12 protein-coding genes are annotated in these 14,110 nt (G+C 71.2%); 1 reads left to right on the top strand and 11 read right to left on the bottom strand.

Annotation, left to right across the window (positions count from 1 at the left end; genetic code table 11):
- Positions 1 to 239 precede the first annotated feature (239 nt).
- From KVT45_RS42345 to KVT45_RS42300, 10 genes are all read right to left on the bottom strand, one after another.
- Positions 240 to 1,319 carry a S1 family peptidase gene (locus tag KVT45_RS42345; RefSeq protein WP_217554805.1) on the bottom strand — a complete coding sequence of 360 codons (1,080 nt, stop codon included), beginning with the start codon at positions 1,317 to 1,319 and terminating at the stop codon, positions 240 to 242.
- A 261-nt stretch (positions 1,320 to 1,580) separates the two neighbouring features.
- The gene (locus KVT45_RS42340) at positions 1,581 to 2,408 is read right to left on the bottom strand and encodes a slipin family protein (protein WP_217554804.1); all 828 of its coding nucleotides are present in this window, start codon (positions 2,406 to 2,408) and stop codon (positions 1,581 to 1,583) included.
- 133 nt (positions 2,409 to 2,541) lie between these two features.
- Positions 2,542 to 3,441: a S1 family peptidase gene (locus KVT45_RS42335; protein ID WP_217554803.1), complete on the bottom strand. Its 900-nt coding sequence runs from the start codon at positions 3,439 to 3,441 to the stop codon at positions 2,542 to 2,544.
- 249 nt (positions 3,442 to 3,690) lie between these two features.
- Complete coding sequence (locus tag KVT45_RS42330; protein ID WP_217554802.1) at positions 3,691 to 4,470, bottom strand: DUF1684 domain-containing protein; 780 nt, start codon at positions 4,468 to 4,470, stop codon at positions 3,691 to 3,693.
- A 127-nt stretch (positions 4,471 to 4,597) separates the two neighbouring features.
- Positions 4,598 to 5,413, bottom strand: a complete 816-nt coding sequence (locus KVT45_RS42325) for an LLM class flavin-dependent oxidoreductase (protein WP_217554801.1) — start codon at positions 5,411 to 5,413, stop codon at positions 4,598 to 4,600.
- Positions 5,414 to 5,525: 112 nt separating this feature from the next.
- Positions 5,526 to 7,298, bottom strand: coding sequence for an FAD/NAD(P)-binding domain-containing protein (locus KVT45_RS42320; protein ID WP_217554800.1), 1,773 nt, complete (start codon positions 7,296 to 7,298; stop codon positions 5,526 to 5,528).
- A 586-nt stretch (positions 7,299 to 7,884) separates the two neighbouring features.
- A complete protein-coding gene (locus tag KVT45_RS42315; protein ID WP_217554799.1) occupies positions 7,885 to 8,487 on the bottom strand; it encodes an ATP/GTP-binding protein in 603 nt (200 codons plus the stop codon).
- Positions 8,471 to 8,821, bottom strand: coding sequence for a DUF742 domain-containing protein (locus tag KVT45_RS42310; protein WP_217554797.1), 351 nt, complete (start codon positions 8,819 to 8,821; stop codon positions 8,471 to 8,473). The genes KVT45_RS42315 and KVT45_RS42310 overlap by 17 nt, the downstream gene beginning before the upstream one ends.
- On the bottom strand, positions 8,818 to 9,246 hold the full coding sequence (locus tag KVT45_RS42305) for a roadblock/LC7 domain-containing protein (protein ID WP_217554795.1): 429 nt from the start codon (positions 9,244 to 9,246) through the stop codon (positions 8,818 to 8,820). Before KVT45_RS42305 ends, KVT45_RS42310 begins: the two co-directional genes overlap by 4 nt.
- Positions 9,243 to 11,510, bottom strand: coding sequence for a nitrate- and nitrite sensing domain-containing protein (locus KVT45_RS42300; protein WP_217554793.1), 2,268 nt, complete (start codon positions 11,508 to 11,510; stop codon positions 9,243 to 9,245). Before KVT45_RS42300 ends, KVT45_RS42305 begins: the two co-directional genes overlap by 4 nt.
- Before the next feature lie 698 nt (positions 11,511 to 12,208).
- Between KVT45_RS42300 and KVT45_RS42295 the strand changes: the two genes are divergently transcribed.
- A complete protein-coding gene (locus tag KVT45_RS42295; RefSeq protein ID WP_217554791.1) occupies positions 12,209 to 12,649 on the top strand; it encodes a cell division protein SepF in 441 nt (146 codons plus the stop codon).
- Between the two features lie 37 nt (positions 12,650 to 12,686).
- On the opposite strand, the gene KVT45_RS42290 is transcribed toward KVT45_RS42295, so the two are convergent.
- Positions 12,687 to 13,880, bottom strand: coding sequence for an acyl-CoA dehydrogenase family protein (locus KVT45_RS42290; protein ID WP_217554789.1), 1,194 nt, complete (start codon positions 13,878 to 13,880; stop codon positions 12,687 to 12,689).
- Positions 13,881 to 14,110: the final 230 nt, after the last annotated feature.

Raw genomic sequence — 14,110 nt, 5'->3', positions numbered from 1 at the left:
ACCGCCGCCATGACACATATCTCGCCGCAGCCACCCGACCGACCGGGAGAACACGCCCGCGACGCTCTGCAGTACATACAGCACTCTCCGTAACGCACGGCCGGCTCTCGGGGTGGTCCGGACGCCCCGCGGTCAGGGCCCGGCCGGTGTCGGCGCACGCCAAAGGGCCCCGCCCCCTCGGAGGGGCGGGGCCCAGCAGGGATACGGCGAGTGTCAGCCGATCCGGGGCACCGGGGCCGTCAGCCGATCCGGGCGCCCGTCGCCGACAGCGCCTCCGTCACCGGCTGGAAGAACGTCTCCCCGCCGGAGGTGCAGTCGCCGCTGCCGCCGGAGGTCAGGCCGATCGCGTTGCTGCCCGAGAAGAGCGAGCCGCCGCTGTCGCCGGGCTCGGCGCACACGTCGGTCTGGATGAGACCGCTCACCGTGCCCTCGGAGTAGTTCACGGTGGCGTTGAGACCGGTGACCGTGCCGTCGTGGACCTGGGTGGTGGAGCCGCTGCGGGTCACCCTCATACCGACGGTGGCCTCGGCCGCGCCGGTGATCTGCTGGGCGGAGCCGTTGTAGAGGTCGACCTCACTCGGGTGGTCCACCTCCGAGGTGTACTTGACCAGGCCGAAGTCGTTGCCCGGGAAGCTGGACTGGGCGTTCTGGCCGATCACGGTCCCGGAGGAGTCCGACCAGGTGGAGATGGCCTCGGTGCAGTGCCCGGCGGTCAGGAAGTACGGCTCGCCGCCCTTGACCACGTTGAAGCCGAGCGAACAGCGGCCGCCCGAGCCGGTGATCGCGTCGCCGCCGGCGATGAAGGGCTTGAACTCCCCCTCGGAGTGCCGCAGTTCGACCTTCTCGCCGAGCCCGTCGACAACCTTGGTGAGCTTGGCCAGCTCGGCCCCGGTGACCGTCCTGTCGGCGGTGACGACGACCTTGTTGCCGACCGGGTCGGTCGCCCACGAGGTGCCGGGGATGGTCGCGTCCTGCTTCAGCGCGGTGCGCGCGCCGTCGAGCTCGGCGAGGGAGTTGGCGACGAGTCTCGCCTTGGCCCCGGCCGCCTCGACGGCCTTGGCGGCGGTGTCGTCGAGCACGTTGACGACGAGGTTCTTCGACCGGGCGTCGTAGTAGGTGCCCGCCGCGTCGGTGCCGAGGTCGGCGGCGAGCGTCGAGGCGAGCTTTCCGGCCGCCGGGGCGGACAGGATCTGCGGTGCGGCGGCCCTGGCGGGCTCGCTGGCGTTCGCACTCTGGAAGGTCACTCCGGCGGCGACGAGCGCGGCGACACCCGCGCCGGCGAGCGCCGCCCGGCGCCCGGGTATGCGTCGGTGCTTCAACTCATGTCCTCCTGTGGGGGGTCGGCCCGCAAGGTTGTGGGGACCTCAAGGGCCGGAAGGCTGGTTGACGGCCGCCTACTATTCCGAGCCCCACAGGGAGCACACAAGGTCGACTTCAGGTCTCGCGTGCGCGGATGTTGTGCGCCCCCTGTGCACGGGTCGTGCACAGCCGCCAGTCGCCCCAGGAGGATTCGCACTGCAAACAACGCGTGCGAGCAACGGGCGGCCGACAGCGACGTCTGCCCTTGCCTGCCTCTCTGGCTATCCCTGGCCGGAATTCGCCCCCGCCGACCCGCCGGCATCATCAGCCCCTGCCGCCGGGGGCAGAGGCTGCTGTGCCCGCTCCAGGAACCTCAGCAGCTCCACCGGGAACGGCAGCACCAGCGTCGAGTTCTTCTCGGCGGCGACCGCCACCACCGTCTGCAGCAGCCGCAGTTGGAGCGCGGCGGGCTGCTCCGACATCTCCTTGGCGGCCTCCGCGAGCTTCTTGGAGGCCTGGAGTTCGGCGTCGGCGTTGATGACGCGGGCCCGGCGCTCCCGGTCTGCCTCGGCCTGCCGGGCCATGGACCGCTTCATGGTCTCGGGCAGCGAGACGTCCTTGATCTCGACGCGGTCGATGGTGACGCCCCATTCCACGGCCGGACTGTCGATCATCAACTCCAGGCCCTGGTTGAGCTTTTCGCGATTCGACAGCAGGTCGTCCAGCTCGCTCTTGCCGATGATGGACCGGAGCGAGGTCTGCGCCATCTGCGCGACCGCGAACCGGTAGTCCTCGACCCGGACGACCGCCTCGGCGGGCGAGGTCACCCGGAAGTAGACGACGGCGTCGACGCGCACGGTCACGTTGTCCCGGGTGATGCCCTCCTGCCCGGGCACCGGCATCGTGACGATCTGCATGTTGACCTTCTGGAGCCGGTCCACGAACGGGAGGATCATGGTGAACCCGGGTCCACGCACCTCCGGTCGGAGCCGGCCGAGGCGGAACACCACGCCCCGTTCGTACTGTTTGACGACCCGTGCCGCGGACATCGCGTAGACCGCTCCGACGGACACGAGAGCGGCTGCGGCCGCCACCAGCGCCTCGACCATGCCGGCCCCCAAGGGGTGACTGACTTCAACGGTCCTTCGACGGTAACCCCGGGGTCGTACAAGGGCGAGCCCCCGTACGCCGGTTGCGTACGGGAGCTCGCCGGGAGTCGACGGAAGTCGATCCGAAGGGTCGTCAGCCGACGCTCACGCCGTAGTAGCTCAGCGCCTCGGTGACGGGCTGGAAGAAGGTCGTACCGCCGGAGGTGCAGTCGCCGCTGCCGCCGGAGGTCAGACCGTAGGCCACGGTACCGCCGTAGAGCGGGCCGCCGCTGTCGCCGCCCTCGGCGCAGACCGTGGTCTGGATCATGCCGTAGACGATGTCACCGCTGCCGTAGTTGACGGTGGCGTTGAGCGCGGTGACCCGGCCGCTGTGCGTGCCGGTGGTCGAACCGCGGCGGTACACCGTCGTCCCGACGCTGGGCGTGGCCGCGCTGGAGATGGTCTGGCTGCCGACCGCGCTCGGGTGCGCGATCGCGGTGTTGGTGTACTTCACCAGCGCGAAGTCGTTCGTCGGGAAGCTGTAGCCGACGTTCGTGCCCAGGACGGTGGTGTGGCCGGAGTTGCTGTACCAGGTCGAGGCCACCTCACCGCAGTGCCCGGCGGTCAGGAAGTAGTACGTGCTCCCGCTGTGCACGTTGAAGCCGAGCGAGCAGCGGTAGGCGCCGCCGTAGATGGCGTCGCCGCCGGTGATCAGCTTCTTGAAGGTGCCGTTGGTGTGCTTGATGGTGAGCGCTCCGGCGTCGGCGCCCGCCTGCCGCTTGATCTTGGCGATCTCGGCCTTGGACACCGTGGCGTCGACGGTGACGACGACACGGTTGGTCTTGCTGTCCACGGACCAGGCGGTGCCGGGGACGTCTGCCTTCAGAACAGAGCTGTTCACGGCCTTCAGCTGGGTCGTACTGAAGGTCTGTGCGTCGCTCGCGCTCGCGGTGGGGACGGCGAACGCTGCCGCGGCCAGGAAGCCGGTGCCCACGGCGATCAGCCGGGTCCGTCTTGTGATACCGCTGCGTGGGGTGGTGCGCTTGATCCTCACTTGTCGTTCCCTCCCAGGGGAAGTCGGAGGCCCGCGTGGGGTCGGGGCCTGTGAGGCGCAGCCAGGGGTGGCGCCCGGATTTCGGACACACATGCCCCTGACAAGCGCTGAGGGGGAGTATTCGGGCGAACGACCGGTAGCCGCAAGGGGGCCTTTCGGCCGTGCGACCGTGTTCGAACCATGCCGACTTTGGGTGATCTCGTCGCGGTCCGGGCGAGTTGACACCTTGTCACATTCCCCGCGAAAGCCTCAGCCGAGCTTGCGCTCCCCCGCCTCGACCGCGAGGTCCAGCGTGTTGCCGGGCGGCGGGAACGGGCAGATGAAATGGTCCGCGAAGGCGCACTGCGGCAGCTGTGCCCGGTTGAAGTCGACGGTGGTGGAGCCGTCGGCGGCCGGGGCGGCCGAATAGAGGAACCTGAACCGGAAGCTGCTGCCCCCGCTGGTGGTGTCGGCGAACACCGCCCACAGCCGGCCGTCGGCCTGCTCGGCGACCTGGAGCGTCAGCTCACGGCCGGCCACGGTGAAGCCGAGTTCCCCGGCGAGCACGAGCGCGCGCTCCACTCCGTCCGCGGTGCCGACGCGGACGCTGCGCGGGTCGCCGCCGTACCGCGTGAAGCGCCCCGGCACCGACCAGCGCGGGTCGTAGGGGGTGGCGTCGATACCCCGGAAGGCGCGGCGGGTCGCGGCGGCCGGGTCGTAGTCCCGCACGCCCCAGACGCCCTCGCGGACCAGCACGACCAGCCGGCGATCGCCGAAGGTGACGCGGGCCGAGGGTTCGCGGTCGGCGGCGAGCCGGATCTCACCGGCGAAGGGCTCGCCGTCCAGGGCCAGGCCGTCGGCCGCCGTCGCGGTGAGCCGGACGCCGTCCCCGTCGACCGCCCAGCTTCCGGGGACGGCCGGCAGCCGGCCGTCCGGATGGTCCTCGATCCAGTGGCTGCCGACCAGCGCGAGCGGCCCGTACGGCGCCGACACCGTCTCCTCGCGGTTTTCGTGCCAGCGCTTCCAGTCTCCGGACGCGTCCGCGTTCATACGATCAGTCCTTCCATGGCTTTCGTCATGACGTCATGACTCACGCCATGACTCGCGCCATGGCTCACGTCATGTCTCTCTCATATGCGCTCGGACCGTCCCCAACGGCGGGAGAGCGCAGGGTATTTCACGGTGCCGCGAGCTGCCCGGCGGGCCGGGCGAGGCCGAGGTGCTCGCGCAGGGTGCTGCCCGGGTAGAAGGTGCGGAACAGGCCGCGGTGCTGGAGCAGCGCCACGGTGCCGTTGACCAGCCGTTCCAGGTCGCGGCGCGGTTCTGCGGGGACCAGGTGGAAGCCGTCGGTGGCACCCTCACCGTGCCAGCCCGCGACCAGCTCCGCCAGATCCACCGGGCCGCCCCGGTACAGCGGTCCCTGCACGGTCTGCCGGGGCCCGCCGCCACCGTGCCCCGGCTCGGCCGCGCGCTCCCCGTCGCCCAGGTCCACCACGAGGCTCACCAGCACCCGCAGCGCTTCCGGATCCCGCCCGAACTCCCCTGCGTGCGCCCGCAGTTCCTCTCGTACGGCGGCGGCCTGCGCGGAGCTCGCGGCCCGCACCAGGGCGACATCGGCGTACCGGGCGGCGGCCTGCCGGGCGGCGGGCTCGGTGGCGTCGGCCACCCGGACCGGCTGCTCCGGCGCGGGCCCCGGGTCCTCGCTCCACCGGCCGGCCCGGCCCCGGCTGACCCGGTCGAGGTGGGCGACGGCGTCCTCGGGGGCGGTCGCCATCGGCACCAGCCCGATCCGCCGGGTGGCCGGGGCCACCTGCGCCAGTACGGTGAGCGGGTCGGTCTCCGTCCACCCGAACCGGCCGTCGAGCGTCACGAAGTCCAGGCCCCCGCTCTCGGCGAGCCGCACCAGCTCGACGTAGCGCTCCGCGTCGAACACGCCGACCTGATCCACGGCGGCGGCCAGATGCAGCAGCCCCCGGCCGTACGAGCCGGTCATCACCACGAACCTCCCTGTAAGACACCCTTTTCACACAAGCCGCCGCGATCCCTTCTCAACAGTGCTGAAACACCTTTCGGGGTGGTGGCCTCTCAGCTCGCCGCAACCTCGCTCAGCCATGACGGGGCTCCGCCGCGGTCCCGCCCGCCAGGTCGGCCAGGAAGGCCAGTGCCGCGCGTGCCGTGGCGTCGTTCTGGCGGAACGCGGGGCCTCCGGTGCGCGGCCGGGTGAACGCCCCGGGCGTACGGCCGTTCGTGAACGGCCCGAGCGCGAACCGCCGGGGATGCGGCCGCCCGCCCCCGTCGAGGATCCGCCCGTCGGCGGGGTCCACCCTGAGCAGTCCGTCGGGTGTCTCGGCGGCCTCGCCGACGTGCAGCTCGCGCAGCAGCGTGTCCCGGGCGCGCCCCACGGTCGGTTCGGGCAGCCTCGCCTCGACAAGGGCCCGCGCCTCGACGGAGAACCCGGGCACGGTGTCCGCGGACGCCCGGAACACCCCGTCCTCGGCCGTCACCGTCATCCCGGCGCCGACGAACCGCAGCACTCCGGCCCGGGACAGCGCGAGCATCTGCCGCAGCCGGGGGCCGGGCGGCCCGGAGGCGAGGTAGCTGAAGAACCCGTGCCACCAGGACCCGATGTCGCCGAGCCGCACCAGCTGCCCGTAGACGGAGAGCAGTCCGAGGAACACCGCCAGGTCGGGGCTGTACGCGGGATCGTGCCGGCGGTCCAGATCCGCCTCGATGTAGCCGCGCAGCCCTTCCTGGAACTCCTCGTGCGATCCGTACCGCACCCCGTCCAGCGGGTGGTCCAGCACCGCGAGATCGAGCCGGTCGGCAGGATCCGGTACGGCGGCCGCCACCAGCGCCCGTACCTCGGCGTCGCCCTCCGCCGCGGCGTACTTCTCCTCGAAGTCCCGCCAGGCGACGGCCGTCCGCTCGGGATGGACGGTGAACAGCCGGTGGTAGTGGGCGAAGCCCAACTCCTTTTCCACCAGCGGCCACACGTCCCGCCGGAAGTCGAATCCTCCCGGCCGGGCGACGAGTTCGTCGATCTCTCCGGGTCCGAGGAACCGGGGCAGCGGCGGCCGCTCGCCGGTCCAGTCGTACCCGATCTTCGAGTGGTACGGCACGCCGCGCCGCGACCCGACGTACAGCACCGGCTCCTGCCCGGACGGCACATAGGTGTCGCCGTCGTAGCGTCCGCCCCGTCCCTCGGTGAGCAGCACCATCAGGTCGACGAAGGCGAGTCCGAACCCCCGCACGAGCACCGGTTCGCCGGGCCGCAGTGCGGACAGGTCGCTGTCGGCGGTGAAGTCGGGCGGCAGGTGGAGCAGGCCGTGCGCGTCGGCATACGCGGCCAACGCGGCCTGTTCCGGGTCGAGTTCGGCGTCCAGGTGGCCGAGGGCGAGGACGACGAGGTCGGCGAGGAGCGGGCGTGACCGGCCCTCCAGCCAGACCTGCTGACGGCCCTCGCGCGACCCGCTCACCCGCAGGGCACGGCGCGGGTGGTGGTGGACGGTGACGCCGTCCGGGAGGTCGGCGACAGCCTGGTCGTAGACGTGGCGCAGATAGCGGCCCTGGATCGGCCGGTCGGCGAAGGTACGGCCGTCCAGGCCCGCCCACTCGTGCAGGGTGGGGCCCTCCCGCACCGGCCCGGCCATCCGCACCGTCTCGTCCGTGAACATGGTGACGTCCTCGGCGTGCGAGTTCATCCACAGCAGCGGCGACTGGGCGGCCCGCCAGATGCGTCCGGCGCCCGGCGGATGCGGGTCGACCAGATGGATGTCGAGGCCCGAGCCGGCGTACAGCTCGGGCGCGTTGGCGGCGATGCGCTCCAGGAGACCGGTCCCCCGCGGCCCGGCCCCCACGATCACCAGTTGCGGCCTCATCGGACCGCCTCGGAGGTGAGGCGGTCGGCCGCGGGCGCGGATATGCCGGGGGTGGGGATGGTGGTGGTTCTGGCAAGGGTCTCGGAAGACATGCGAAGGCTCCGTGGCGGATCAATCGAACACGGTGGACGCGCACACGGGGGTGCGGGTGCCTTCACACGGAACGCCGGAGTACGGCGCTCTTACGGCCGAGCCCCTCAGCAGGGCCGTTCGTCGACTCTACGGTGCCGTTTCCCCTCGTTGTCAAGGATGTCCAGAGTGTGGTCAGCGCGTCTCAGCTCAGTTGACGGAAAACCGGAGACCTGTTCCACTTGGCCCATGCATCCACAGCAGTGGCTGGTCAAGCGCTCCCACATCGACTTCGGTCGCGTGTGGTCCTGTTCCTGTTGAGCTGACCCCCTGCGCGCCCCGCGGACAGCGGGGACTCTTCGCGTTCTCCGCCGCGCCCCACCCTTCGCCTTCACACGCGCACCCCTCCCCTCGCGCTCCGTACGCCCGCTGATCCCGCGCCCCGCAGGGGCGCGGGGGACTGCGCGACCAGCCACGCCGAACCCGGGGTCGCCACGCCCCCCCCCCGCCCCCCCCCCTACCGCGAAACCACCGCAACCCTCCTCCTCGCGGGCCCGACCCGCTGCCCGATCACCCGGTCCATCAGCGCGCCCAGCACATCCCGCACCGACCCCCGGTCCCGCGCGTCGCACGCCAGCACCGGCACATCGGCCCCCAGCCCCAACGCCTCCCGGACCTCGTCCAGTTCGAACCGCTCGGCGCCATCGAAGCGGTTCACGGCGAGGACGAAAGGCGCCCCATGGGCCTCGAAGTAGTCGACGGCGGGAAAGCAGTCCTCGATCCGGCGGGTGTCCGCGAGGACCACCGTGCCCAACGCTCCCTCCACCAGGTCGTCCCACAGGAACGAGAACCGGTCCTGCCCGGGCGTCCCGAACAGGTACAGCGCGATGGACGGATCCAGCGTGATCCGGCCGAAGTCGAGCGCCACGGTCGTCGTGGTCTTGGACTCGACCCCGGCGAGCGAGTCGACGCCGACCGACACCTGGGTGATCGCCGCCTCCGTGTCCAGCGGCTCGATCTCCGAGATCGCCCCGATGAACGTCGTCTTGCCGACCCCGAGTCCCCCGCTCACCACGATCTTCACGGCGAGCGGGACGACCCTCTCAGAGCGCCCGGACATGATCCCTGATCCTTTCGAGCAGCTGGAGCGGCAGCTCCGCGGGTTGCCGGCAGGCGAGCTGCCCGGCGACGACGAGATCGGAGATCAGCACCTTGGCGACTCCGAGGGGTACGCCGACCCGGTGCGCCACCTCGGCGACCGTCGTCGGCTGTGCGCACACCGCCACGATGTGCCGGCGTTCGAACACGAGCGACTCGTCCGGCGCGCCCACTGCCATGACCAGCGTCTCCAGCCGCAGATCGGTCTGGAGCGGCTCGGCCCGCCCGCCCGTGATGATGAACGGCCGTACGAAGGACGGGTCCTCGACGGGCTCGGCAGGCTCCTGCGCACTCATCGCGGCAACGCCTGCCGCAGATCGGCGATGAGCATCGGCGTCAGCAGGTCACCGGCCCGCTCCGCGAGCACCGCCATCTCGTAGCCGACGAGGCCCAGTTCGCCGCTGGAGTCGGCGAGGACGCCGAGGCAGCTGCCGTCCCGGATCGCGGAGACCAGCAGGAAGCCGCGCCCCATCTCGATCATGATGAGCTTGACCCCGTCGAAGCCGTACCGCTTGGACGCGCTGCGCGCGAGCGACGAGAGCCCCGACACGATCGCCGCGAGATGGTCGGCCTCGGTGCGCCCGAGCCCGTCCGAGACGGCGATCAGCAGCCCGTCGGAGGAGACGGCGACCGCGTCCCGTACCCCGTCCGTGGACCTGACGAAGTTCGCGAGCAGCCAGTTGAAGGTCCGCGATTCGCTGGGGGTGTCGACGGTGGTCACTCGCCGTCCTCCTCGGTGCGCGCCTCGGACGTCTGCGCCTGCTCCTGTTCTTTCTCTTTTTGCTTCTCCTTCTCCACGCTGATCCCGCCCCGCATGTGCGCGCTGCGCAGGGTGGCGAGCATTCCGGAGACCTCTTCGGGGCTGCGGTCGGGGGTGCGCTCGGCGGGCGCCGGGCGGCTGGGCCGGTCCGTCTCGCTGACGGCCTCCGAGATCGCGCTGCGCTGCGGCCGCTTCACGAGCCCGTTGCGGGTCCGGGCGGCCGAAGCCCCCTTCTTCTGCGGCTGCTCGGGCCTGGCCTCGGCGGCGACGGAGACGAGCTGCGTCTCGTCGGACTCCTTGCGCGGGGCCGGCACGGTGGCCGGTTCGGCGGCGGCCGCCTGCTTCGGGGTGGCCGTCGCCTCCGTGAGCAGGTTGACCGGGACGAGCACGCGGGCGACCACGCCGGCGGCGGGCGCCTCCCCCAGCCGTACCTCGATCCCGCACTTGCGGGCGAGCGCGCCGACCACGAAGTGGCCGAGGAACCGGGTGGGTTCGGCCATGAAGCTGGCGGTGCCGGAGAGCCGTACGTTGGCCTCGGCGATCGCCTGGGCGTCCATGCCGAGGCCGTGGTCGACGATGGCGACCAGATAGCCGGCGCTGGTGCGGCGGCCCTCGATCTCCACGTCCGAGTCCGGCGGCGAGAAGCTCAGCGCGTTCTCGATCAGCTCGGCGAGGAGGTGGGCGATCTCGGCGACGACCGAACCGGTGAGGTGGGCCGGCTCGACCCGGCGCAGGGTGACCCGGCGGTACTCCTCGACCTCCGCGAGGGAGGCGCGCAGCACGTCCGTGATGGACAGCGGGGTGGACCAGGGCCGGGGGCTGGACTCCCCGGCGAGGACGAGCAGGCTCTCGGCGTTGCGGCGCATGCGGGTGGCGAGGTGGTCCAGTTCGAAGAGGTTGGCGAGGGTCGCGGGGTCGGCGTCCTCGTGCTCCAGTCTGTTGATGAAGCTGATCTGCCGGCGCACCAGGTTCTGGTTGCGGCGGCCGAGGCTGACCAGCGAGTCGGTGGTGTTGCGGCGCAGCACGGCCTGCTCGGTGGCGAGGTCGTAGGCGGCCTGCTGCACCCGGTCGAAGGCCTCGGCGACCTCCTTGACCTCGGCGCCGGCCCGGCCGGAGACGGCGAGCGGGGCCGGCGGCCCGGGGTGCTCGCCCGAGGAGCCGTCCTGGACGGCGGAGACGGCCTTCGGCAGCCGCTCCCCGGCGACCTCACGGGCCTGCTGGGCGAGTTCGGCGAGCGGCGCGGAGACGGACCGTACACAGTCGAGGGCGAGCGCGCCGAGCGCGGCGACGGTGCCGAGCGCGAGCAGCAGGAAGAGCAGCAGGTCGCGCTGGGCGGTGCCCTCCAGGGCCGAGGCCCGGTCCTCGACGTCGGTGCCGAGCGAGACCTGGACGTCCCGCAGCCCGTTGATGGTGGAGGTCATCGCGTCCCACCACTGCATGGGCGGGATGTCGTTCCACTTCAGCTTCCCGCCGCCCTTGACGGCGGTGTCCTCGTACGCCAGCGCGCGCTCGGCGTCCGGGGTGGTCATGGCCGCGTCCAGGCGGCGCTGCTGGGCGTCGGTGGCCGAGCGCGGGAAGGCGTCGAGGGCGGCGAGGCGGCCGGCCCGGATCTCCATGAACCGGCTGTAGTCGTCGCCCTGGAACTGCCCGGCGCGCACCGAGCCGAGCACGATGGCGCGCTCCTCGCCGGTGAACTCCTTGGCGTTGCCGAGGATCTGCAGCACCTGGTAGGCGTCGCGCAGGGTGGCGTCGTGGACGTCACCGATGCCCAGGTCGAGCCGGTCGAGGACGGTGATGGTGGTGGTGAAGTAGTCGAAGGTGTCCTTGACCACGCCGGTGTGGTCGTCCGCGTGCTTGCGGATCCCGGCGAGTCCGCCGAGCCGTCCGAGGGACTCGCGCACCGAGCCGGCGGCCGCGTCGGAGCGGCCCCGGAGCGCCTGGTCGAGCCGGTCGCGGGCGGTGTCGGTGGCCTTGCGCTGCGCGGGCAGCTTGCCCGCGAACTCCTTGACACCGCCGACGTATCCGGTGGTGAGACCGCGTTCCTTCTGGAGTTCGTGGATCAGGCCCTGAAGCGTGATCTCCAGCCGGGCGTTGTCCGCGGTGGCGGAGGCATTGCGATAGGCGGAGACCTGCCCGGCGGCCGCGACGCCCAGCAGCGTCAGCAGGACGGCGAGGGCCAGGACCAGAATCCTCAGGAGCCGGGTGCGAATGGTGGCTGCTTGCACGGAAGTGCCTTAATCATGAGGCGAGTTGATGGATGCGCAGAACCGGGGCAGAAATGGTTCTGCGCTCCGGCCAACGACCCTCTCCGGGCAGCGGTCACCCGATCATGTTTTTGTTTTACGTCGCGGAAACAGGATCAAGGCGAATCCCGAGGCGACCGCCCTGGCACCCTGATTCCGTATACGGTGACGCGCCCGCACGCCGGTTGACGCCACCGGTCGCCCCCGGGTCGGCCGCGGCTCCTGAACCGCTGTCAGAGCCGGACGGCGAAGCCCGTGATGGCCCTGACGCCCCGCACGGGCCGCCCGCCATCACCCCGGCGGACCGGACCCGGCCCCGGCCGACCACGCCCCCGGCCACGCGAGTAAGCCGCCCACCAGGCCTTTCTCCCCGCCACCGCGCCGGACGACCGCGCGACCCGACCGCCCCGACGACACCTCGAAGACACCCCGAACCGCCTCGCCCTGTTCACCCGGACGCACTGCTCATCACCCACACGCCGGAAACAATCATATTTCACTCCCAGTCAGCAGCCGTGTGAGCTATGGCCCTTGGCACACCTGGGCTCTCGACGTATGGGCTCTGCACCAGTACCGTCACAAACCCCCCGTGCGGCGTCTATCCACTTGGCGCACCATCCGCATCATGGACGACCATAGGGATGCGGAAGCAAGAAGGACCGCTGTGAGAGGAGGCGTCCATGGGATCGGTACGCAAGGCGAGTGCCTGGCTTGGCCTCGTCGACGACAACGATGACGAGCGCTACTACGACGACGACTACTCCGAAGGGACCGAGCAGCCCGGGGATGCCTGGGTCACCGACCCCCGGGTCAAGGTGGCCTCGGACACCGCCGAGGAGAAGGGCCGCCGGATCGGCACGGTCACCCCGGACAGCTTCCGGGACGCCCGTGCGATCGGCGAGCTGTTCCGTGAGGGCGTGCCGGTCATCGTGAACCTCACGGCCATGGAGCCGGGCGACGCCAAGCGCGTCGTCGACTTCGCGGCCGGGCTGACCTTCGGCCTGCACGGCACCATCGAGCGGGTCGCCAACCGGGTCTTCCTGCTGACCCCCGCGAACACCGAGATCGTCAGCGGCGAGCCGGCCAGGCGCCGGGAGGACGGCTTCTTCAACCAGAGCTGAGGCAGGGCCGCTCACCGGCCCTGCCCCCGCGCGGGGTTCACCGGAAGGCGTCGAGTCCGGTGAGTGCCTTGCCCAGCACCAGCTGGTGCATCTCGACGGTGCCCTCGTAGGTGAGCACCGATTCGAGGTTGGTCGCGTGCCGCATCACGGGGTACTCCAGCGAAATCCCGTTCGCACCGAGGATCGTCCGCGCCGTACGGCAGATCTCGATCGCCTCTCGTACGTTGTTGAGCTTGCCGAAGCTGACCTGCTCGGGACGCAGGCGGCCGGCATCCATCCGCCGCCCCAGGTGATGGGCGAGCAGGATTCCCTTGTGCAGTTCGACCGCCATGTCGGCGAGTTTGGCCTGGGTGAGCTGGAAGCCGCCGATGGGCCGACCGAACTGCTCCCGCGACTTCGCGTAGTCGACGGCCGCCTCGAAGCAGGTGCGTGCCGCGCCCATCGCGCCCCACACGATCCCGTAGCGGGCGTGCGACAGGCAGCTGAGCGGGCCCTTGAGGCCAGTGACCTCGGGCAGTACGGCATCGGCGGGCAACCGCACGTCGTCCATCACCAGCTCACTGGTGACACTCGCCCGCAGCGACCACTTGTGCTTGATCTCCGGCGCCGAGAACCCGGGTGTGTCGGTGGGCACGACGAACCCCCGGATCCCGTTCTCGCTCTGCGCCCATACGACGGCGACGCCCGCCACCGAACCATTGGTGATCCACATCTTCCGCCCGTTGAGCACCCAGTCGCCGCCGGCGTCGCGCCGGGCGTGCGTGCGCATGGCGGCCGGGTCGGACCCGTGATCCGGTTCGGTGAGCCCGAAGCACCCGATGACATCGCCGGCGGCCATGGCCGGCAGCCACCGCGACTTCTGCTCCTCGCTCCCGAACCGGTGAATGGCGTACATGGCGAGCGACCCCTGTACGGACACGAGCGACCGGATGCCCGAGTCGGCGGCCTCCAGCTCCAGGCAGGCGAGCCCGTACTGCACGGCGGACGCGCCGGCGCAGCCGTACCCGCTGAGCGACATCCCGAGCGCCCCGATCGACCCGAGCTCCTTGGCGAGCTCCCTGATGCCGGGCAGCTCCCCGCTCTCGTACCAATCGGCGACGAACGGCAGCACCCGATCCGCCGCCCAGCTCCGCACGGTCTCCCGTACGGCGAGATCCTCCGGCTCCAGAAGATCGTCGATACCCAGTGGGTCACCGGCATCGAACGGAGGCAACTTCACGGACGCGGACATCAGAACCCTCCCAAAACTAGCACCGCTAGTTACAACAGGTTACGCGCAGTCTGCCCTGTCCTCCCACCCACGCACCACCCGTGCGAGTCGGACGAGGGGCGGGCCAACCTGCGGGGGTGCTGCGCCGCCGGCGGCAGGCGGACGGTGGGGGCGAACAGTGGTGACGGTGGGGGCGAACAGTGGTGGGCGAACGGTGGGGGACGGATAGCGGGGGGGCGGGGGGCGGGGGG

Origin of the sequence: Streptomyces sp. GbtcB6 (genome assembly GCF_019091475.1) — a bacterium.
Lineage (GTDB): Bacteria > Actinomycetota > Actinomycetes > Streptomycetales > Streptomycetaceae > Streptomyces > Streptomyces hyaluromycini.
The sequence above is the reverse complement of the archived record's forward strand: the minus strand, read 5'-3'. Positions and strand labels throughout refer to the sequence as shown.